General features: G+C 44.5%; 18 protein-coding genes. 11 read left to right on the top strand and 7 right to left on the bottom strand.

Annotation, left to right across the window (positions count from 1 at the left end; translation table 11 throughout):
• The first annotated feature begins 131 nt into the window (after nt 1-131).
• Together pflB and pflA are read left to right on the top strand one after the other, a co-directional pair.
• Complete coding sequence (gene pflB, locus L2748_RS13480; protein WP_220782485.1) at nt 132-2,414, top strand: formate C-acetyltransferase; 2,283 nt, start codon at nt 132-134, stop codon at nt 2,412-2,414.
• A 64-nt stretch (nt 2,415-2,478) separates the two neighbouring features.
• Nucleotides 2,479-3,219, top strand: a complete 741-nt coding sequence (gene pflA / locus L2748_RS13475; RefSeq protein ID WP_220782486.1) for a pyruvate formate lyase 1-activating protein — start codon at nt 2,479-2,481, stop codon at nt 3,217-3,219.
• A 23-nt stretch (nt 3,220-3,242) separates the two neighbouring features.
• On the opposite strand, the gene yfbV is transcribed toward pflA, so the two are convergent.
• Nucleotides 3,243-3,686, bottom strand: a complete 444-nt coding sequence (gene yfbV / locus L2748_RS13470) for a terminus macrodomain insulation protein YfbV (protein WP_220782487.1) — start codon at nt 3,684-3,686, stop codon at nt 3,243-3,245.
• 194 nt (nt 3,687-3,880) lie between these two features.
• Between yfbV and ackA the strand changes: the two genes are divergently transcribed.
• Together ackA and pta are read left to right on the top strand one after the other, a co-directional pair.
• Nucleotides 3,881-5,077: an acetate kinase gene (ackA, locus tag L2748_RS13465; RefSeq protein ID WP_220782488.1), complete on the top strand. Its 1,197-nt coding sequence runs from the start codon at nt 3,881-3,883 to the stop codon at nt 5,075-5,077.
• A gap of 102 nt (nt 5,078-5,179) precedes the next feature.
• The gene (gene pta, locus L2748_RS13460) at nt 5,180-7,327 is read left to right on the top strand and encodes a phosphate acetyltransferase (RefSeq protein ID WP_220759579.1); all 2,148 of its coding nucleotides are present in this window, start codon (nt 5,180-5,182) and stop codon (nt 7,325-7,327) included.
• A gap of 84 nt (nt 7,328-7,411) precedes the next feature.
• On the opposite strand, the gene L2748_RS13455 is transcribed toward pta, so the two are convergent.
• Nucleotides 7,412-7,762: a putative quinol monooxygenase gene (locus L2748_RS13455; RefSeq protein ID WP_220782489.1), complete on the bottom strand. Its 351-nt coding sequence runs from the start codon at nt 7,760-7,762 to the stop codon at nt 7,412-7,414.
• A gap of 444 nt (nt 7,763-8,206) precedes the next feature.
• Here L2748_RS13455 and L2748_RS13450 point away from each other — a divergent pair, with 444 nt between their 5' ends.
• Entirely contained in the window at nt 8,207-8,671 is a 465-nt protein-coding gene (locus tag L2748_RS13450; RefSeq protein ID WP_220782490.1) for a hypothetical protein, read from the top strand.
• A 776-nt stretch (nt 8,672-9,447) separates the two neighbouring features.
• Here L2748_RS13450 and L2748_RS13445 read toward each other — a convergent pair.
• On the bottom strand, nt 9,448-10,365 hold the full coding sequence (locus L2748_RS13445) for a class I SAM-dependent methyltransferase (RefSeq protein WP_220782491.1): 918 nt from the start codon (nt 10,363-10,365) through the stop codon (nt 9,448-9,450).
• Nucleotides 10,366-10,370: 5 nt separating this feature from the next.
• On the bottom strand, nt 10,371-11,537 hold the full coding sequence (locus L2748_RS13440; protein ID WP_220782492.1) for an AI-2E family transporter: 1,167 nt from the start codon (nt 11,535-11,537) through the stop codon (nt 10,371-10,373).
• A gap of 89 nt (nt 11,538-11,626) precedes the next feature.
• Here L2748_RS13440 and folX point away from each other — a divergent pair, with 89 nt between their 5' ends.
• Entirely contained in the window at nt 11,627-12,001 is a 375-nt protein-coding gene (gene folX / locus L2748_RS13435) for a dihydroneopterin triphosphate 2'-epimerase (protein WP_220782494.1), read from the top strand.
• Between the two features lie 54 nt (nt 12,002-12,055).
• Complete coding sequence (locus tag L2748_RS13430; RefSeq protein WP_220782495.1) at nt 12,056-12,964, top strand: TIGR01777 family oxidoreductase; 909 nt, start codon at nt 12,056-12,058, stop codon at nt 12,962-12,964.
• A 123-nt stretch (nt 12,965-13,087) separates the two neighbouring features.
• On the opposite strand, the gene L2748_RS13425 is transcribed toward L2748_RS13430, so the two are convergent.
• Nucleotides 13,088-15,541 (bottom strand): ABC transporter permease, encoded by a 2,454-nt coding sequence (locus tag L2748_RS13425; RefSeq protein ID WP_220782497.1) that lies wholly within the window; start codon nt 15,539-15,541, stop codon nt 13,088-13,090.
• Nucleotides 15,532-16,281: an ABC transporter ATP-binding protein gene (locus L2748_RS13420; protein ID WP_220782498.1), complete on the bottom strand. Its 750-nt coding sequence runs from the start codon at nt 16,279-16,281 to the stop codon at nt 15,532-15,534. Before L2748_RS13420 ends, L2748_RS13425 begins: the two co-directional genes overlap by 10 nt.
• Here L2748_RS13420 and L2748_RS13415 point away from each other — a divergent pair.
• The 4 genes from L2748_RS13415 (at nt 16,262) to L2748_RS13400 (ending at nt 22,448) form a co-directional block, all read left to right on the top strand.
• A complete protein-coding gene (locus L2748_RS13415) occupies nt 16,262-16,891 on the top strand; it encodes an arylesterase (RefSeq protein WP_246616226.1) in 630 nt (209 codons plus the stop codon). The genes L2748_RS13420 and L2748_RS13415 overlap by 20 nt on opposite strands.
• A gap of 125 nt (nt 16,892-17,016) precedes the next feature.
• Entirely contained in the window at nt 17,017-18,135 is a 1,119-nt protein-coding gene (locus L2748_RS13410; protein WP_248957709.1) for a DUF481 domain-containing protein, read from the top strand.
• 393 nt (nt 18,136-18,528) lie between these two features.
• Nucleotides 18,529-21,180 (top strand): parallel beta-helix domain-containing protein, encoded by a 2,652-nt coding sequence (locus L2748_RS13405; RefSeq protein ID WP_220782500.1) that lies wholly within the window; start codon nt 18,529-18,531, stop codon nt 21,178-21,180.
• An 89-nt stretch (nt 21,181-21,269) separates the two neighbouring features.
• Complete coding sequence (locus L2748_RS13400) at nt 21,270-22,448, top strand: SO2930 family diheme c-type cytochrome (RefSeq protein WP_220782501.1); 1,179 nt, start codon at nt 21,270-21,272, stop codon at nt 22,446-22,448.
• An 86-nt stretch (nt 22,449-22,534) separates the two neighbouring features.
• On the opposite strand, the gene L2748_RS13395 is transcribed toward L2748_RS13400, so the two are convergent.
• Nucleotides 22,535-22,939: helix-turn-helix transcriptional regulator (locus L2748_RS13395; RefSeq protein ID WP_248957708.1), on the bottom strand; the 405-nt coding region annotated here is incomplete at its 5' end.

The raw sequence follows: 22,939 nt of genomic DNA, 5'->3' as shown, positions 1-22,939 counted from the left end.
CGCACCAAGCGTTATAAAGGCCTTTGGCCTGTTGGGGCGTTTAAGACTTTACTATTGGTGTATCACACGCCTCGTTATAGAGCCTATTTCGATACCCAATAACCTTATCTCAAACAGAAGGTAATAGTACGATGACCGAAAAAACTGAACAGTTTGCAGCCGCGTGGGAAGGTTTCACCGCTGGCGATTGGAAAACTGAAGTCAATGTGCGTGACTTTATTCAAGCTAACTACACTCCTTATGAAGGCGACGAGTCTTTCCTTGCTGGCGCAACTGACGCTACAACCGAGCTTTGGGACAAAGTTATGGTTGGTATCAAGGAAGAGAACCGTACTCACGCTCCTGTAGATTTTGATACTAAACGTGTATCAACTATCACTTCTCACGAAGCCGGTTACATCACTAAAGATTTAGAAACTATCGTTGGCCTACAAACAGAAGCTCCGCTTAAGCGCGCTATGTTGCCAAACGGTGGTATTCGTATGGTTGAAGGTTCTTGTGCTGCATACGGCCGTGAACTAGACGCTGACGTTAAATACGTATACTCAGAACTACGTAAAACACACAACCAAGGTGTGTTTGACATCTACACGCCAGAAATCATGCGTTGTCGTAAGTCTGGCGTATTGACTGGTTTACCAGATGCATACGGCCGTGGTCGTATCATTGGTGACTACCGTCGTATCGCGCTATACGGTATTGATTTCCTAATGGCAGACAAGTTCGCTCAATTCAGCTCTTTACAAGCTGATTTCGAAACAGGCGTTGACTTGTCTTACACTATGCAACTTCGTGAAGAAATTGCAGAGCAGCACAAAGCACTAGGTCAAATGAAGAAGATGGCAGCAAGCTACGGCTTCGACATCTCTCTACCTGCTACTAGCGCTCAAGAAGCGATCCAGTGGACTTACTTCGGCTACCTAGCTGCTGTTAAGAGCCAAAATGGCGCGGCAATGTCTTTAGGTCGTACTTCTAGCTTCCTAGATATCTTCATTGAACGTGACATCAAAAATGGCGTGATCACTGAGCAACAAGCTCAAGAAATGGTTGACCATTTCGTAATGAAGCTACGTATGGTTCGTTTCCTACGTACTCCAGAATACGATGAGTTATTCTCTGGCGACCCAATCTGGGCGACTGAGTCTATCGCAGGTATGGGTGTTGACGGTCGTACATTGGTTACTAAGTCTAGCTTCCGTTTCTTACACACTCTATACAACATGGGCCCTAGCCCAGAGCCGAACATCACGGTTCTATGGTCTGAGCAATTACCGCTTAACTTCAAGAAGTACGCGGCTAAAGTATCTATCGATACTAGCTCTATCCAGTACGAAAACGATGACCTAATGCGTCCAGATTTCGATTCTGACGATTACGCTATCGCTTGTTGTGTAAGCCCAATGGTTGTTGGTAAGCACATGCAGTTCTTCGGCGCGCGTGCAAACCTTGCCAAGACTATGCTTTACGCTATCAACGGTGGTGTTGACGAAAAACTTAACGCTCAAATCGGTCCTAAGTCTGCGCCAATCACAGACGAAGTATTGAACTACGATGACGTTATGGGTCGTTTAGACACTATGATGGATTGGTTAGCAACACAGTATGTGTCTGCACTAAACGCTATCCACTTCATGCACGACAAGTACTCTTATGAAGCTGCACTAATGGCACTTCACGACAGAGACGTACGTCGTACTATGGCGTGTGGTATCGCTGGTCTTTCTATCACTGCTGACTCACTAGCTGCGATTAAGTACGCAACAGTTAAGCCAATCCGTGATGAAAACGGCATTGCAGTAGACTTCGACATCGAAGGCGACTATCCAAAGTTCGGTAACAACGACCCACGTGTTGATGATATCGCAACTGAATTGGTTGAGCGCTTCATGGCTAAGATCCGTAACATGAAGATGTACCGTAACGCGATCCCAACTCAGTCGATTCTAACCATTACTTCTAACGTTGTTTACGGTAAGAAGACAGGTAACACACCTGACGGTCGTCGCTCTGGCGCACCATTTGCTCCAGGTGCTAACCCAATGCACGGTCGTGATGAGAAAGGCGCTATCGCTTCTTTAACATCTGTTGCTAAACTACCATTTGCTCACGCACAAGACGGTATCTCTTACACATTCTCTATCGTACCTAACGCACTTGGTAAAGATGATGATGCACGTAAGGCTAACCTAGCAGCGCTTATGGATGGTTACTTTGCTCACAACGAAACACGTGAAGGTGGTCAACACTTAAACGTTAACGTTATGAACCGTGAAATGCTTGAAGATGCAGTTATCCACCCAGATATGTATCCACAGCTAACTATCCGTGTTTCTGGTTACGCAGTTCGTTTTAACTCGCTAACACCAGAGCAACAGCAAGACGTTATTACCCGTACCTTTACTAAAGGTCTGTAAGTTTTCTTAAGTGTCGATTGAGCTGATGCTAGGCTAAGCCAGCATCAGCTAAACAGGAGTTTAAATGGCAGTTATCGGTCGGATTCATTCTATCGAATCTTTTGGAACAGTAGATGGCCCGGGCATTCGGTTTATCACCTTTATGCAAGGCTGCTTAATGCGCTGCCTATACTGCCATAACCGCGACACTTGGGACTTACACGATGGTAAAGAAATGAAAGTCGATGACTTAATGAGTCAAATCATTAGTTATCGACCTTTTCTTGAAGCCAGTGGCGGTGGTGTGACCGCAAGCGGCGGCGAAGCCATTTTACAAGCTGAGTTCGTAGCAGAGCTATTCAAAGCCTGTAAAAAAGAAGGTATTCATACCTGTCTTGATACTAACGGTTTTGTTCGCAAACACACCCCTATTATCGATGAGTTACTCGATAACACAGATTTGGTGATGCTAGATATCAAACAGATTGATGATGCAAAGCATATTGATCTGACGAATGTCAGCAACCAGCGCACGCTACAGTTTGCACAATACCTGCATAAGCGTGGGCAAAAAACCTGGATCCGCTATGTTGTGGTTGGTGGCTATACCGACGACATTCCATCAGCGCAAGGGTTAGCAGAATTTATTAAGCCTATGACTAACGTGGAAAAGGTTGAGTTACTCCCTTATCACGAGCTAGGTAAACATAAGTGGGAAGCCATGGGTGAGAAATATGAGCTAAACAATATTTCTCCGCCAAGTAAAGAAACCATGGAACAGATAAAACAGACTTTTACCAATTTAGGTATTAACGCAGTTTATTAATATTGCGGGGAAAATGGCAAGAGCTACAGCTCTTCCCAATAGCTGGCGTCTAAACGCTCGAAGGCCGCTTTTAATATAAGTGCCATATCGAAATAACACGCTTTGGCGCCAAGCGGTCGGCAATTTACACCCATTTGGATTAACTTGGTCGACAATTGATTGCCCCAATCAAGTAATGAAAGTGGCAGAGGATGGCGAGAGCGCCAACCCAACCAAAGTAAGCCTTGAATCGGCAAGCTGATAAAGAATAACGCGATTGTTATCGCCTGGGGTAAATAACTCCAGCCATGTAAGTATAACTGGCTCGCAGCCGCTAATATTGCCAACAAAGGCATTAACGGCAAAGCAAGTTTAGTAGCTCGCATAACACGATACTCAGGAAAGTAAAAACTGAGTTGTCGAACCATAGGCCAAGTCTTCATATAACGACGACCTTCCCCTAAGGTTTTAAGAACTTGAATGCTCAATGATGGCACCTATAAATAATAATACAGCCTAATTTTAGCATAAACACTCAGTCGCCCCTAATTCATCGCGCTGGGTATGACACAAATTTTGCTCTTTTGAAGAGCATACTTTACGACTTCGGCTATAGTTGCCATAGAAGTTTTGTTACTGGGTGGATCAAACGGATCCACTATTTATTGCAAAAGGTTTAAACATGTCAAACAAACTGGTACTGGTACTTAACTGTGGTAGTTCATCTCTAAAGTTTGCAGTTATTGATGCGCTAACTGGCGATGACCAAATTTCAGGTCTAGCTGAGTGTTTTGGTCTTGAAGATTCAAGAATCAAATGGAAAGTTAACGGCCAGAAAAGTGAAGCTAGCCTAGGTGCTTTCACTGCTCACAGAGAAGCTGTTGAATACATTGTTAACGACATTCTAGGTGCTCACCCAGAAATCGCTGCAGAGATCCAAGCAATTGGTCACCGTGTAGTACACGGCGGTGAGAAATTCACTCGGTCAGTAATCATTGACGAATCTGTTATTCACGGTATTGAAGACTGTGCAACACTTGCACCGCTTCACAACCCAGCTCACCTAATCGGTATTCGTGCAGCTCAAGCATCATTCCCAGCACTACCACAAGTTGCTGTGTTTGATACTGCGTTCCACCAGACTATGCCAGAAAAAGCATACATCTACGCACTGCCGTACAAGCTATACCGCGAAAACGCAATCCGTCGCTATGGCATGCACGGTACTAGCCACCTATTCATCAGCCGCGAAGCTGCTGCTGCACTAGGTAAAGACGAAGCTGACACAAACATCATTTGTGCTCACCTAGGTAACGGCGCATCTGTTACTGCTATTAAAGGCGGTAAGAGTGTAGATACTTCTATGGGTCTGACTCCACTAGAAGGTTTGGTAATGGGTACACGTTGTGGTGACGTTGATCCTTCAGTTATCTTCCACCTAGTTAACCGTTTAGGTTACACACTTGACGAAGTTGAGTCAGTACTTAACAAGCAAAGTGGTCTACTAGGTATTTCTGAACTAACTAACGATTGCCGTGGCATCGAAGAAGGTTTTGAAAGTGGTCACAAAGGCGCGACACTAGCACTAGAAATCTTCTGCTACCGTCTAGCTAAGTACATCGCTTCTTACACTGTGCCACTAGAGCGTTTAGACGCAGTTGTGTTCACTGGTGGTATCGGTGAAAACTCTGATCTAATCCGTGAAAAAGTACTTAACTCTCTAGCGATCTTCAACTTCAACGTTGATAAAGAGCGTAACGCTGCTGCTCGCTTTGGTAACGGTGGTCAGATCACGACTGACGAAGGTACTGTTGCTATGGTTATCCCTACTAATGAAGAGTGGGTTATTGCGCAAGACGCAATCGAGCTAATCAAGTAATAGCAAGAAAATACGGCTAATACTCAGTATTAGCCGTAGTTAGCGCAGTAAAAAGATTTTAGTCATACTTTGTATGGCATCACCGAGTTTCAAGAGGTCAATATGTCTCGTAACATTATGCTCATTCCAGTGGGTACCGGCGTGGGTTTAACTTCCATCAGCCTAGGTATGGTTCGTGCACTTGAACGCCATGGCGTTAAAGTACGCTTTTTCAAGCCAATCGCCCAACAACGTCCAAACGACAATGGTCCAGAGCGCTCTACGACAATTTTGAGCAAGTCTCCAACTGTTAATCCGCTTGAGCCATTCGAGATGGAACATGCAGAAAAGCTAATTCGTGCAGACCAAACTGACGTGTTGATGGAGCAGATCATTGCTCGTGCAACAGAATGTGCTGATGATACAGAAACCTTGATCGTTGAAGGTTTGGTGCAAACTCGTAACCATCCTTTCTCTAGCGATGTTAACCATGCAATCGCTAAAGCACTTGATGCAGACATCATTTTTGTTGCTACACCAGGCAACGAAAGTGCTACAGCATTAATGAACCGCCTAGAGATTTCTCATAACTCTTGGGGTGGATCTGAAAACAAGCGTCTAATTGGTGCTATCGTCAACAAAATTGGCGCACCGGTTGATGACGAAGGTCGCGCGCGCCCTGACCTATCAGAAGTATTTGACCATGACGAAATGCCGCGTCCAGACGCAGCAAGCATGTTCCAACTTCCAGGTAAGAGCCCACTACGTATTTTAGGTAGCGTACCTTACAACCTAGATCTTGTTGCCCCACGTGCATCAGATCTTGCTAAGCACTTAAGCGCTAAAATCATCAACGCTGGTGAGATGAACACTCGCCGTATGCGTAAAGTGACTTTCTGTGCACGTAGCATCCCGAATATGGTTACCCATATTAAAACTGACTCACTACTAGTGACTTCAGGCGACCGCTCAGACGTTATCGTATCTGCATGTCTTGCATCGATGAATGGCGTTAAAGTTGGCGCACTACTACTTACTGGCGGTTATGAGCCAGAGCCACAGATCATGGAGCTTTGTGAACAAGCTTTCGAAACAGGCTTACCAGTATTCTTAATCGATACTAACACATGGCAAACAGCGCTAAACATCCAGCGTTTCGACCACGAAGTGCCTGTAGATGACGCTGTACGTATTGAACAAGTTCAAGAATACGTTGCCAGCCACATCGACCAAAACTGGGTTGAGAGCATCACTAAGAACTCTCCACGTGAGCACCGTTTATCGCCACCAGCATTCCGTTACAAGCTAACTGAACTTGCTCGTGCTGCGCGTAAGACTGTTGTGTTGCCAGAAGGTGATGAGCCAAGAACAATCGAAGCTGCAGCTATCTGTGCTGAACGTGGTATCGCGCGTTGTGTGCTTTTAGGTAACCGCGAAGAGATCGAACGTATTGCAAGCCAGCAAGGCGTTGTATTAGGTGACGGCGTAGAAATCGTTGATCCTGAAACATCACGTAGCCGTTACGTTGAAGCTATGGTTGAACTACGTCGTGGTAAAGGACTAACTGAAGTTGTTGCTAAAGAGCAATTAGAAGACAACATGGTACTGGGTACTATGATGCTTGCTCAAGGCGAAGTAGACGGTATTGTTTCTGGTGCGGTAAACACCACAGCGAACACAATTCGTCCACCACTACAGTTAATCAAAACTGCACCAGGTTCAAACCTAGTATCGTCTATCTTCTTCATGCTTATGCCTGATCAAGTTTACATCTACGGTGACTGTGCGATTAACCCAGACCCAACCGCTGAGCAGTTAGCTGATATCGCGATTCAATCTGCAGAGTCTGCAATTGCATTCGGTATTGAGCCACGCGTTGCCATGATCAGTTACTCTACCGGTAGTTCAGGTACAGGTTCTGACGTAGATAAAGTTCGTGAAGCGACCCGCATTGCTCAAGAAAGACGTCCAGATCTAATGATCGACGGTCCTCTACAGTACGACGCAGCAGTAATGCCAAACGTTGCTCGCTCTAAAGCGCCTAACAGCCCTGTTGCTGGTCAAGCTACTGTATTCGTATTCCCAGATCTAAACACGGGTAATACAACATACAAAGCGGTACAACGTAGTGCTGACTTGATCTCTATTGGTCCAATGCTTCAAGGTATGCGTAAGCCAGTGAACGATCTATCACGCGGCGCGCTAGTAGACGATATCGTTTACACTATCGCTCTAACTGCGATTCAAGCGGCTCAAAACGAACAAGCTTAATTAGCCTCGTTTAAATCCTAATAAAAAGCCTGCATTTGCAGGCTTTTTTGTTTTTAAATCTGTTTATAAACATTATGGACAGGATTATTTGTAAATCGGACTATCGTAATGGTGCCCTTCGTCACTGTAAGCGGTAACAATCGCATCAGCGACTAAGCCTGTTTCAGCTTGCACTTGAGTTTCAAAAAAGTGCTGAATTTGCTTACGAGTACCATGGGCAGCCCAAGCCTCTGCGCTTTGCCAGATCTCGTTAAATACAATCGGATATTCATTACGTGTAGCACTCGGATGATCAATCTGACGGGTGAGCATATATTGAATACAGCCCTCTTCTCGATATGAATCCGGCTCTAACGCTTTTAACACTTCAAATAATTCCGCTTCTTTACCCGGCTTAGGTTTAAATTGCGCTAATACATATACACGGCTAGACATATTCACTTCCTTCAGCTTTTTCAGTTAAAACAGATACTAGATGAGTTTTTAAGCAAATAATAGTTATACCAAGTAACTCAGGTTAATTGGTTACGCCGTATATTCAATTAAAGATAATTTGAGATGGTTATACGATCGCAAGATCGTTTATCTGCGCTAGAAATAGCGATTTTGATGCTTTAAAAGTAGATAAATATTAGACAAAACAGAATGTATCAAAAAATAACCAGTAGATTTACTGGTTACGAATCAGCAGCTTAAGCATGTTAAAAATAGTCTTCAACATGGTTATCCACAGATTCTGTGGATAACCTTTTCAAGTCATCTATACAGATATGCCTTAGATCTTTACTTAGGTCAAGCTTTAGATAAGATCTAAACTGATTTTCTTGCGTTAGCCCTTAATAATCGTAATACTGAGCCAAACTCATAAGAAGTTAACACATGTTTAAAGCCATTATTTTTGCCATTACTTTATTGGGTCTTAGCGCTTGCAGTCCATCAAACCAAGCCAGTGAAGAAATAAACGCTGGTGCAAAGCCATCCCTTCGTACACCTGAATTATCGTCACTAGGCTTTCTCAGCGCTGTCTACAATGACAAAGACATAGAAAAAGCTAAATTTTATGTTGATGATCCATTAAAGGAAATTTTAGGTCACTACTACATTGCCGCAGCAGTGCAGCGAAATATGCTTAATTTATCGATGACAAATGTTGAATTAGAAGTTGATGAGGTAGATATCGACTTCTTCCGTAAATTTACCGATGACGTCACCGTCATCGTCAAAATGAAGGGACTACGTGGCGGACAACCTTGGGTGGACGATAGAACATTACGCCTAAATAAGCGCAACGGTAAATGGATCATTGTCGAAATCATGCCAGAAAAGCGACAAGTGAACGGTTAAACCCTGCTATAAATAAGCTGCAGCCAATACTCTACAAACCGGCACGATTAAAGGCACCAAAGTATTACCTACTTTATACCAATCAATATGGTGACGGTTTTTTTATGCTGGTTTAGCGGTAATCCAACAAAAAATAGCAACCCTTAGGTTGCTATTTTGTCTTAAGACTCGAGTTACAGTTTATGATGTCACACGCTATAACTGAGCTCTTAGCGATTTTCCTTAATCTAAAAACGCTTCTTCATCCATTTCAACTGGTAGAGACTCTAACATCTCATCTTGTAGTTGGTAATATGCGCCTTCATATTCCTGAATTTCCATAACGACTCCGGATCTTTGATTAAGGTGTAGGGTAAAGAGGCATGTCATCAAAAGTGTGACATTTAGCCTTTTTTCAAAAATATGCCAAATATGCATAGTTCTTAATTCGGAGTATAACAGCTTGCAGGCAGTACTTACAGAAAACTTTCACAACTATCCTAATAAAACAGCAAAAACCACCTTAATTACCCTAAAAACCGTCAATAACGGTTTGCACAAGTGAAAGACTTTCAGTTTTATATTCATTTTCACGCTTAACAGCCTACTTTTAGTGCTCAAATATTATACTAACCATTCCTTTCTTCGCACGTTATCTCCCCCATTAGGTTAGAAATAGGCTTATTTAGCACAAAACTGGCATAAAAAAGGCCAAACATCTTGTTTGGCCTATCGCGTCTTTCTAAAAGCTAGCGCATCTAAAAGCTATGACATCTAAAAACTAAACCTTATAAAAGCTAGCACACAGCTTGCTTACGGTACCTAAGCACTTTTAACGCTTTATTAGGATCGACATCTTCAAACACTGTAGGGTTAGCCAGTTGCTCACAAAAAACCAAGCTCGGGCTGTACTCCTCAACCTGCTGCATTAAAAAATCAATACTCAATTCTGGCGCATTAAGGCACAGTAACATATCACCATCATCGGTTAATAACTCAGGCAAACGTTTTAGCAATCGAGCATAATCTTTGGTCGCCACAAAACTGCCCTTTTGATTACTTGGCGGATCGGCAACGATTACCTCATAAGGCCCAAGCTTGGTTAACTTACCCCAAGACTTAAAAATGTCATGACCTAAAAAACGCGCCCCGGCTTTAAAATCATTCAAAATGTGATTTTGCTTACCGATAGATAAAGCACCTTTACTCATATCGATATTAACCACTTCATCGGCTTTACCTTGCAAAGCGGCCACCGAGAAGCCACAAGTATAAGCAAATAGGTTTAGCACTTTTTTATGTGCGCTGTGTTCACGTACCCATTGGCGACCATTTGCCATATCCAAAAACAAACCATGGTTCTGGCCACGTAATAGATGCACTTGAAAACACGCGCCATTTTCAGTGACGATATGTTTTTCAGGCACTTCACCTTGAATGATTTCAGTATGAGTCTCACCACCGCGGCGATATTGAAACACTAAGTTTAATGGTTCATTACCTTTAACGGCTTGCCAGCGTTGCTCTATTGCTTCGCACAAGGTCTCAAGCTCACTTGGCTCTAAGCCTTTAAAGCTGGTTAATAGCAATACTGGCGAAAACCAATCTAAACATAAGTGTTCACAAGCCGGGAAACGCCCACCACGCCCGTGAAATAAACGCGTAACATCTTCAGGAAACTCTACTTGTTGTACTGCTTCAATAAATAACTGCATCAAACTCACTTTTCACTATTTTTTAACTGATTACTGTCTTGCTGCTCGCTCGCTGCTGCAGATTGCTCTACGTCAGACTGCGCTAGCGATGTATTCTCTAATGCTGTCGTCACGCTAACTTTGGCTTCTTGTAATTGCTCCTCAGACACATCATCACCTAGCAGCACCGCCAACCAACGTCCGCCAGAGCTAGACTCAAGGGCGATTTTCACAATCATGGTCAAAGGTACAGATAACAACATGCCCACAGAGCCTAATAACCAGCCCCAGAAAATTAACGACAGGAACACCACCAATGTCGATAAGCCTAAACCTTTACCCATGTATCTTGGCTCAACGGCGTTGCCCATAACCGTATTGGTACCAAGGTAAAGTAATGCCACCCCGCCAGCAGCCCCAGGGCCTAATTGAATAAAGGCTAATAGCACCGACGGAATAGCTGCAATGATAGAGCCGATATTGGGAATATAGTTAAACAAAAACGCAATCACGCCCCATAACAATGCGTAATCGACACCAATAAAGTACAAACCAACACCAATGATTAAGCCCGTTGCTAAACTGACTAATGTCTTAATCACCATGTACTGGTTTACAGAATGTAAGAAACGGTCCACCTGCTTTAAGCGCATATCTGGATCGTCTAATGCAAGGTGCATTTTGGTTGAAAAACCGTTTGATTCAAACAACATGAATACCACGGTCAAAATAATCAAAAACAGGTTAGCCATCACACTACCTACACCTGACAACATATTTGTTGTCATCGACAGCGCAACACCCGGGTCGAAATAAGCCAAAATCTGTTCTTTGGAAATTTGAATATTAAACGCCGCTAGCTTTTCTACAATCCAAGAGAACTGATCGATTAATTGATCACGATAAAAAGGTAACTGTTTGGAGAATTCATTAATTGAAGTGCCAACCACAGAGGCCAACCACAAGCCCATTAACACAATAAACACCATCAACAGCAGTACAGCTAAACCGCGTGGTGTACGATGACGTGTCATCCAACTGATCATCGGATTACAGATCACCGCAATAAAAACTGACAGTACGAACGGTACCACAATTGGACTAGCCGCTTTAATGCCAGCCAAAATGACCACAATAAATGCGGAAATGGCGAAGCCTTTAAAGGCTACACCTTGATTCTCGAATCGAGTCATTACAATAAAGTCCTTCTTGATTCACTATAATATTGATAGGGTTATATAAACTGCTTCTAACATGAACTACAACAGGGACATCGTTTTTTATGAAACCAGAAATCGCCGTGATCCGCATTAAGAACCTAAGGTTACGTACTTACATTGGCATTAAAGAAGACGAAATTCAAAATAAGCAAGATGTCACCATTAATACTGTTATTCATTACTGTGCAGATAAAGCCAGAAACAGTGACAATATGGATGATGCTCTGAATTATCGCACGATTACGAAAAAGATCATTGCTTTAGTTGAAAACAACCGTTTTTCTTTACTGGAAAACTTAACCAGCCAAGTGTTGAGCATTGCCAGTGAGCATGATTGGGTCGACTTTGCTAAAGTAGAAATCGATAAGCCCCATGCATTACGTTTTGCCGATTCAGTGTCGCTAGAGCTGTGTTATCAAAAACAGTCGATCCAATAGGTCAGCCATAGCGTACTGATAATCATCTATTTTATAACCTCTGAGTTTGAGCCTATGAATATATTACTAACTGGCGCCAGCGGATTTATTGGTACGCAACTGGTTAACGCCTTAAAAGAAAGCCACCAGCTAACGATTTTAAGCCGCTCAGTTGAGGCAGCTGAAAAACGATTGGGCGCCTCACACCAGTACCTAGCGTCAATAGATCTGCTCACTCACCTCAATGACTTTGACGCCGTCATCAATTTAGCCGGCGAGCCCATTGCCGGAAAACGCTGGAGCGATAGCCAAAAGCAAGCTATTTGCCAAAGCCGCTGGGACCTTACCAGTAAACTAAGCAGTTTAATCAAACAAAGTGACACACCACCGCACACATTTGTCAGCGCATCAGCCATTGGTTATTACGGCGATCAAAAGCTACAACCTATCGATGAGAGCTTTGAAGTTAGCCAACAGACCCAAGCCGAATTTACCCACCAAGTCTGTCGCCGCTGGGAAGATGAAGCCTTAAAAGCCCAAAGCGAGCAAACACGGGTGTGTATTGTCCGCATCGGTTTAGTATTAGGTCGCCACGGCGGCGCGCTAGCCAAAATGTTACCGGCGTTTAAATTAGGCCTCGGCGGCCCTATTGGTAACGGACAACAGGGAATGAGCTGGATCCATCAGGCAGATCTTATCGCGCTTATCAGCCATTTGACCCTTGATGCTGACTGCGAAGGCATTTATAACGGCACAGCGCCCAACCCTGTCAGCAATAAAGCCTTTACTCAGGCACTTGGCCAAGCCGTTAATCGCCCAGCGTGTATTCCCGCGCCGACATTTGCGTTAAAGCTTGCTTTAGGTGAGATGTCATCGTTACTCATCGAAGGTCAATACGTCACACCAAGACGTGCTTTAGATGCGGGCTTTGTGTATCAATACCCAGAGCTTGCCCCCGCATTAGCAGAAGTATTAGGCGACTGACCTATTAATCAGCAGATGACTAAAGTAAAAGTCCCACCTTCTGAAGAAGCTTAGAGCTAAAAACAAAAAGGATAACGCCCTGCGTTATCCTTTTTTGATTAGTGCTCAAATTGTTACCAGCAACTAATGCCCTTTAAGCAGCTCGCCACATGACTTACTTAGTAGTTGCCTGCAGCGCCAAATACCTAAAGTCGCCACAACTAATCCACCACAAAGCGGCGCTATGCCCCACCATGGCCAATGCATATACACGTTTAACTCAAACACCTGCGTTTTAAGTAGGTAAAGGGTAAACTCAGCAACAATTACCGCTAAAATACCCGCGATAGTACCAAGTAGCGCAAATTCAAGTCCGGTCGCCGCACGAAGCAGCCAACCTGAGGCGCCGAAGGTACGCAATACCGCCAGCTCTCGCTGTCTTGTTGCCATACCCGCTTCTGTTTGCGCTATCATCACCAAGGCACTTGCTAGTAACACCAACACTAGTACCAATGACAGAGACAAAGAGACCTGATCAATAATCTGCCTAAGCTGACTCACCATAGCACCAACATCAATAATCGATACCGTTGGGAACTGTTTGATCAAATCTAAAATCAATCCCCGCTGCGAGTCATCAAGATGAAAGCTCGACATAGAAGTATAAGCAAACGGCGCTAATGCTTCTTGAGTAAAGATCATAAAGAAGTTGGGTTGTAGTGTTTCCCAATGCACCGCACGAATGCTGGCAACATTTACCGTCAGGCTTTGGTTATCTATGGTGTAAGTTAATTTATCACCCAAAGATAAATCCAAGCGCTCAGCCACGCCCGACTCAACCGAAACGTCATACTTGTCTTGGTTAAACTCACCTTCTAACAAATCATTATTAGGTGGCATGCTATCGCGGTAAGTGAGGTTTAACTCGCGGGAGATCCCCACTCTGCCCTCAACACCCTCTTGCTGCTGATCGCGCGAAATTAACACCTCATCGTTAATTGCCGTCAATCGTCCACGAATAACAGGGTAAATAATTGGTGCAGACTTTAGATGCGGCGCTAAAAACTCACTAATTGGCTGAGTTTCTTCCGGCGCAATATTGACTAAAAAATAGTTAGGCGAGTTTTCCGGTAACTGTTTTTGCCACTCATTGAGTAAGTCTTGTCTAAGAGCAAAAATAGTCAGTAGCAACACCAACGCGCTACTAAAGCCCACCAGCTGCACCGCATTTTGTTTGGCGCGGCGTCTAAGCCCCGCTAATGCTAACTGCAATGGATTGGTGGTTTTCATGCCCACACTGTGGCCAAGTCGAATCATAAAGAAGCCAAGCACACTTAATAGTACGCCTAACAAAAGAACCGCTGCGACTACAGTTAAGGTTAATGCAAGGCTTTGCGAGTACAAATACCCCAATAGCGCCATCGCCCCTAAGCTCAGCACTAAGTGCAGCCACATTCCTAGCTGTATGCCTTCAAGCTGTCTTTGCAATACCCGTAATGGCGGAATAGCCAATAAGCGCATGAGTGGATAAGCCGAAAACATAAATGCACTAATAAAGCCAGTGCCTAAGCCCAGCATAATCGGCCGCATCATTGGCGGCGTATAAGCCGCAATTTCTGCCGGTAAAAATGCAGTAATGCCCCTATCTAAGGCAAAGCCACCAATAAGCCCGAGTACCACACCAACGGCGGTCACTAACAATAAGTGCATACCAAATAGCACGCGGATCTGTTTTGCCGATGCGCCAAAGGTTTTAAGCATGGCAACCACGTCATAATGACGCTGACAGTAACGCTGCGCCGCAATGCCGATTGCCGCGCAGGCAAGTGCAATACCTAATAAGCTTGCCAGCAATAAGAAACGCTCCGCGCGCTTTACCGCTTCAGCAATAGGTGAATCACCAGACTGCACATCTACCCAACGCTGGCTGGTATTTAGCAACGGCTTAGCTTGTGCTTCAAATGCATTTAACGCCGTCGCATCACCTGCAAACTGATAACGGTATGTTACCCGGCTGCCCGGTTGAATCACTTCAGTTTTAGCCACATCTTCTATGCGCATCAACACAACCGGCGATGAGGCAAACGGATTAAAGCCCGCATCAGGCAAACGAATAATCTCTTTCGATAAGCCAAACTTGGCATTACCCAGCTCAATTTGCTCTGGGTAACCTAACAAGCCACCTAAACGGGTTTCAAACCAAATGTTATTCGCGCTAGGTAAGCCTTGGGCTTTACCCGTGTTAAGCTCAATATCGCCTTTTAACGGATAACCTTGTTCAACCGCTCTGACCGTCACTAGCTGAAACGCATCACCGGCATAAAGCATCGAATTAAACTGCATGCTACTGACACGAGATAAGCCATTATCATCGGCTAACTGCAGCACCTTAGGGTCTATTTCATTGGGTGAATCAATGATGCGGTCAGCTGCGATAAACTTAGAGGCTTGGCCATTAATCGCCAGCTGCAAGCGCTCACTGACACTGGCAAGACCGGTAACCGACAGCACTGCCAAGGTTATCGCCAAAATAATTAACACCAATTGGCCTTGGGATAACTCCCTTTTAAACAATCTCCACGCTAAGCTTAACTCCATGCGCGCGCCTCGCCCGTTACCTCATCACTTTCCTCTGCCTTCTGCTCAACATATTGCACAGCCGTTTTTTCGCTTAAGCAGCCCGAATCCATAATAAATTGTCGCTGACAGCGGCTGGCAAGCTCCATATCGTGAGTGACCAGCACTAAGGTAGTGTCACTTTCACGGTTGAGTTCAAACAGCATATCGGCAATCTTGTCGCTATTGGCTGAATCAAGGTTACCTGTCGGCTCATCGGCAAATAACACTTTAGGCTCGCAAATAAACGCTCTGGCAATCGCCACGCGTTGTTGTTCGCCACCGGAAAGTTGATTAGGAAAATGGGTTAAACGATGGCTTAATCCAACCCGTTCAAGCATAGCTTGGGCTTTGTCTTTCGCCTTTGCAATCCCAGCTAACTCCGCTGGCAGCATCACGTTCTCAAGGGCGTTTAAGGTGTCGACTAACATAAAAGATTGAAAAATAAAGCTGATTTTTTGCTTGCGCAGGGACGCTTTAGACTCTTCATTAAGTGTTTCAAGTGCAACACCGTCAAGTTTGATTGAACCGCTGCTTGGCGAGTCAAGAGCTGCTAACAAACCTAATAACGTTGACTTACCTGAACCCGATGGTCCGAGGATCGCCACACTCTCTCCCTGCTTGACATCCATATTAATGCCGTTGAGGATAGTCAGTTCTCCCTCTTGAGTAACAACTGATTTAACTAGGTGGCTTACGGAAATGGCGCTATTTTCAGACATAGAATCCTTCTTCAACGTTAAAAACCGACTTCGCGGTTTGGTCTTATTATTGGTTTTCAGCAGTTTTGGGCTGAGTGCTACCCCTATATTAATCCTAGGTGATAGCCTAAGTGCAAGTTATGGCATGCCTGAAAATCAAGGCTGGGTGCAATTACTACGAGAGAAAATGCCAAATAGCTCAATCATTAATGGCTCAGTTAGCGGCGAAACATCGGCCGGCGGATTACGCAGACTGCCCGCCCTGCTTGAATCTGCTCAGCCAAAAATATTATTGATAGAACTTGGCGGTAACGATGGACTTCGCGGGTTCCCACCAAAACAATTGAAAAACAATCTTACAAAAATCATTGAGCTAGCTAAAGCACAACAGGTAAAAGTGTTATTAAGTGAGATTATGGTGCCACCTAATTACGGTCCAAGATACGCTTCACAGATTAATACGGTATATAAAGATTTAGCAACTGAACATGACGTCACCTTGATGCCATTTTTTATGGAGCAAATTGTCATCGACCCATCATTAATGCAACGAGATGGTATTCACCCAAATCAAAAAGCGCAGATAATAATTGCCGAGTTTATGTTGCCATGGTTTGAGCAGGCTTTATAATCGCCGCTTAAATCATTGCACCGTTGTTTAATACTCAAACCTTGAATAGCATATTTACACCTTAATTAAAGCTGACCGGCTAAAAATAAAGTCAGCCAAAGGAATCGCTTTTCAAGGGAAGCTTAATGGAATACCACATGCGCTATACACTTATCGCTGCGACCTGTCTCGCAGCCGTTTATTCTGGTTCTGCAACTTCAGCAGAAGCGGTTATCACGACACCAGCTACCTCTCAACAAGCACTTACGCCAGCCGATCTATATCCGCCAGCGGATGCTAAGTACGATTGGCTGCAACTCACTTCACTTGAGCTATTAAAGGGCGAAATTAAAAACCTTTATGATGACAAGTTAGAGTTTGAAAGTGATGAGCTCGATACTGTCTATATCGACTGGGAAGACGTTAAAGTGCTGCAAAGTAGTGGCATTGTCAGTATTGGCTTTACCGATCTAAGCACTAAAACGGGCCGTTTACTGGTTGAAAATGGTAAGTCGTACATTAATGGCGAAGAGTTTGATAACACGCAAATAATGACCATTATTGCTGGCGACCAATCAGAAGCTAATTACTGGTCAAGCAAGATCACCTTAGGTGCAAACTTTCGCAGCGGTAATACCGACCAAATCGATTACAGCGCATTAGCTAAGACGATTCGCCGTACCACTGAATCACGTTTTAACCTTGATTACATCGGTAATTACTCTAAGACCGACGGTGATAGCCGCATTAACAATCATCGTATCAACACTAACTTTGACTGGTTTATCTCAAAGCAGTTCTATGTGAGACCTATCTTTGCTGAGATCTACAAAGATCCATTCTCAAACATTGAGTATCGAGCGACAGTCGGTTCGGGTTTGGGTTACAACATCATTGATAACTCAAAAACAGAATGGAGCATCAGTGGTGGTCCGACTTATACCTATACACGCTTCGATGAAGTAGCCGCTGGCGAAGAAACCGATGATGGCAGTGCAGCTATGGTCATTGAAACTGCTTTTGACACTGAAATTACCAGTGACATCGATTTCAATACATTATACCGCGTGCAATACGGTAATGAACAGTCAGGTGGTTATACTCACCATGCCATTGCTACATTAGAGATTGAATTAACCAGTATGTTTGACCTTGACCTGTCGTTCGTTTGGGATCACATCAATAACCCACAGGCAGATGCCAGCGGATTGATCCCAGAGCAAGATGACTATCAATTTATTATTGGTTTCGGTATCGATATCTAAGTATGACTCGCTATGTAAATAGCGACTGGCACGCGTTAAAATAAATAAAATCCCTGCCCTAATCGGTGGGGATTTTTTATAACTCATCGTTTTAGCTATTTGCTTTATCCCATCCTATTTCCGCCCACGCCTTTTTGAGCAAAGCGCGATACCGTCATGGCGCCGCTAAAATAACCCCACTTTTTATCAGGCATAGCGAATCAATACAGGCGTTTGAAACTTATCGAGTTCAATCTAAATTTCAATAGTTAAGCCCAACCACCTCGTTTAAACCTCAACACAAACACTTAAGATAACAAGTTGTTAAATAATTGTTGTCCACATTTCACATTGCTTATCTTGTACGCCAGTGCAATCTAGGAGTCGCATAATAAAAATAATTTTGGAGACGCTATGCTCAACAAGAAACCGACTTGGCTAATGCCAACTTTGATTGCCAGCGCTGTTGCAATAAGCTTGGGGGCTTGTTCATCAGACGATGATAAATCAGTGGTAGACGATACTCCCGCAGTGGTGGTGCCAGAGCCAGAACCTGAGAACAATTTTCCTGAAGGCGCCATTATGGTTGAAGCTGGTGACAACCTCACTATTCGCATTCAAGAAGCACTCATTAATGCCCAAAGTGGTGATGTCATCGTGTTGCCTAAAGGTAACTTTGAAATCGAATCAACACTGCTATTTGACGGCGATGTTGACGGCGATGGCAGCTACGCTAAAAACGTCACCATTATGGGTTATGGCATGGATGAGACTGTTTTAGACTTCTCAAATGCCAACTCAGGCGACGGTATTTTTGTGCAAAATGCCATGAACATTATTATTCAAGACTTGTCGGTTAACGAAGCTAAAAACAACGGCATCAAGCTTAAAAATACCAATGGTATTATCCTGCGCCGCCTAGCAACAGTTTGGGAAGGTGAGCTTGACGAAGGCAACGGTGCTTACGGTCTATACCCTGTTGAATGTGAAAACATTCTCATTGAAGATACCTATGTCCGTGGTAGTGCCGATGCCGGTATTTATGTGGGTCAGTCTGAGTACATTGTCGTGCGCCGCAATATCGCTAAAGAAAACGTGGCTGGTATTGAAATTGAAAACTCAAAATACGCCGATGTATATGACAACGAGGCCATGGGCAATACTGGTGGTATTTTAGTGTTTGACTTACCTATTGGTAACCATAGATACGGCTCAAGCGTACGTATTTTCAATAACAAAATTTACGACAACAACACCAAAAACTTTGCTAACGCTTTCGCCAACCCAGCAGGCGTACACATTGTGCCACCGGGCACAGGTATGATTATCCTGTCTACCGACGATGTGGAGATCTTTAATAATGAGATCACTAATCACGATACTATGGCTGTCACTATTTCGAGCTTCTTTATTGCCGAGCCAGATATTTCGGCTTTTGTGGCTAACTATGGTCAACCAGGACAACCGATAGCAGATGGCTGGCGCCCAACGCCGCGCAATATTTATATGCATGGCAACAAAATTGAAGGCTATGGGCAAAAGCCTAATGGTTACCTAATTGATGACATTATTAAGGGTTACCTCTTTACCCACGGTCAGTTCCCGGGCGTGTTATACGATGGCCTTGGTGAACTGCTATCAAATAATGGCACCGCGGCATATTTAGGCTTACAAGAACTGCCATTTGCCGATGACGGCAGTGACAATATCTGTGCAACCGACAATGGTGATGTGTCATTTGGTCGCCTATATGCCAATGACAATACCGATACCAATAGCCCAGAGTTCCTGCTTGAAAAAACACAGGCCGATATCATGAACTGTCAACAAGTCAGCTTGCCAGTGCATACTGTCACCTTTGGCGATCAGATCTTTGGTTGTGGTGTCGATGATGACACAGCAGGTTGTGACGGCGGTAATCTAGTGGGTGGCGGCGGCACCATTGGCGAAGGTGAAGGTGGTCTTGAGGGCGATGGCGACTTAAGCTTGTGTAAGGCTGAAGGTTCAAATGCCTCATGGGATGCGCTACTCAAAGCAAACTGTCCAAATCTGTCTGACTACAACCTATTTGCAGACATGAAAGATCCAACCAATGCCCCACACTCTGGTGGACTACCTTATGACTTAAATACGCCGTTATTTACTGACTACTCAAGTAAATATCGTTATGTATTTGTGCCAGAGGGGACTAAGGCGAATTACTCTGCAGCCGAGTCAATGGACTTCCCGGTCGGCACCGTCATCGTTAAGTCATTTGCGTTACCGGCTGATACCAGTATGCGCGGCCTTGCTAATGAAGACCTAATTGAAACGCGTTTGCTGATCAACCGCGAAACAGGCTGGACTGCCCTGCCTTATGTCTGGAACGCCGAAAAGTCTGATGCGGTTCTAGCCAAAGCCGGTGCCATTCAAGCCAAGAGTGTGATGCACAATGGCAATGACTTTGCCTTTGATTATGTGGTGCCAAGCATGAACCAATGTAAACAGTGCCATCAGTATAAGCCCGACGCTGATACCCCAGCTAAATTTGTGCCTATTGGCCCTAAAGCGCGCAATCTTAATAAAAATTACGCCTATAGCGACGGTAGCATGAACCAGTTATTAAAGTGGCAAGCAGCGGGTATCTTGCAAGGTGTACCTGATGTAACCAGCATAGATACAGTTCCGGCATACAATGACGGCGATGAAACCAGTATTGCAGAGCTTTCAGACACTGAGCTAATGAACGCAGCCAAAGGTTATTTAGACATTAACTGCGCCCATTGTCACCGCCCAGAAGGTAACGCGTCTAACACAGGCTTAAAGCTTGAGTACTGGCGCTCCTATGCTGAAGATGCCGGTCTTTCACACGGTACCTGTAAGTCACCTGTGGCTTATGGTGGTGGATCGTTAGGGTTTGATATCGTGCCGGGTAAGCCTGAGGAGTCGATTCTGCACTTTAGAATGGAATCTAACGACCCGGGTGACAGAATGCCAGAGATCGGCCGAAGCTTATCTCACGCAGAAGGTGTTGCACTCATTAACGAGTGGATTAAACGTCTACCTGAAGCAAGCTGCTCCAACTAATAGCGGATTATTTTAATCCCTATATCGACCTAAGGCCGGCACATGCCGGCCTTTTTTAACCCTAAAACACCAAAAATAGGGGAAAACCCATGCGCACAGTTTTGTTCATTATTGCAATTTACCTATTAGTCGGCTGCGGTGGTTCCGATGAGCAAGCACAAACAACACCCGATCCCCAAGCGCCGGCGGTTACCCCAGACCCTACCCCCTCGCCCGATCCATCATCTCGTTGTGAGGGCACCACCACAGAAGTTAATTGGGATGCACTGATGAATGAAGATTGTCAGTCTTTAGCGCAATATGGACTGTTTATCGACCCTTCCATTCCCACCAGCTCGCCAACATCACCGGGGTTAAGCTACCAACTCTCAACAGCGTTATTTTCTAACTATGCCAGTAAACACCGCTTTATATTTGTCCCCACAAACCAAACCATCGCCTTTGATGCCACCGATACATTCAACATGCCGGTGGGCACAGTATTGGTAAAAACCTTCTCCCTGCCCTTTGATACTCAAGTGAGCGGCGCAAATAATGAAGTATTAATTGAAACACGCCTGCTCATTCACCGAGACACAGGCTGGACGACACTGCCCTATATCTGGCAAGACGGAGAAGCAAGTCTGCAAGTCTCTGGCAAAGATATTCCCCATACACTTAACCATAAAGGCCAAAGCCAACAGTTTGATTATCATGTTCCTAGCCGCGCTGAATGTAAGTTATGCCACCAAACCAGTGGCGATAGCAGTCAAATTGAGCCCATCGGCTTAAAAGCACATTTGCTCAATAGAGACGTTAGCCATCAAGGTAGTCAAATCAACCAGTTGCAGCTATGGCAACAGCAAGGATTGCTGCAAGGTTTACCACAGCTTAATCAAGTCGGTAAAACCTACGATATTTTTGATGACTCGGCGCCGCTTACCGCCAGAGCAAAAGGCTATTTAGATGTGAACTGCGCCCATTGCCATAACCCACAAGGCTTTGCCAGTATCTCAGGCTTAAGGCTTGGGTTTTATGTCGACCACACCAGCTTTGAATACGGGGTTTGTAAACAGCCTCCCGGATGGGATGGCGGTGAGCGCGGCTTATCTTACGATATTATTCCTGGCGACGGTGATCATTCGATTTTGGTGTACAGACAAGAATTGAACAACGCCAAAGACAGAATGCCGCCCATTGGTCGCAGTATTGCCCATAGCGATGCAGTCGCGTTGATAGAAAAGTGGATTGACCAAATGGAGCCGGCATTAGGTAATTGTCAGCAGTAATAGGCGATGACAAAGGTAGCGCTTTACACTATAGGCTGCAAAGCTAAAAAGTAGCGCGTTAATTATTTATAATCAGTCACTTAGAATTAGCCGCTTAAAGGACGATTGAGCCGATGAAAGTGCCCAGGCGGGTAACCTATCCAGTGCTTAAAGCTCTGCCTAAAATGGCTCACTTCGCCAAAGCCCATCAGATCAGAAATAGCCTCGATTGAATAGTCGCTGGTTAAGATCAAATCTATCGCCATTTGACAGCGAACCTGATCCACCAGCTTTTGGTAACTGGTATTAGCGCTAGCCAGCCTGCGCCTTAGGGTTCTGGCACTGATATTTTGCTGCTCGGCTAATAACTCCATACTCGGCAGCTCAGGCGCTTGCTGTCTAAGCAGGCTCAATACCTCTGAAATGATCCCTGCCACTACTTTTAGACACTCCACTAAGTAAGTACAATCACCATTGAGGTACTTATGAAAACAAATAAACCACGTAAAACT

Origin of the sequence: Shewanella sairae (genome assembly GCF_023283535.1) — a bacterium.
Lineage (GTDB): Bacteria > Pseudomonadota > Gammaproteobacteria > Enterobacterales > Shewanellaceae > Shewanella > Shewanella sairae.
This window is presented reverse-complemented; position numbering and strand designations above follow the sequence as displayed.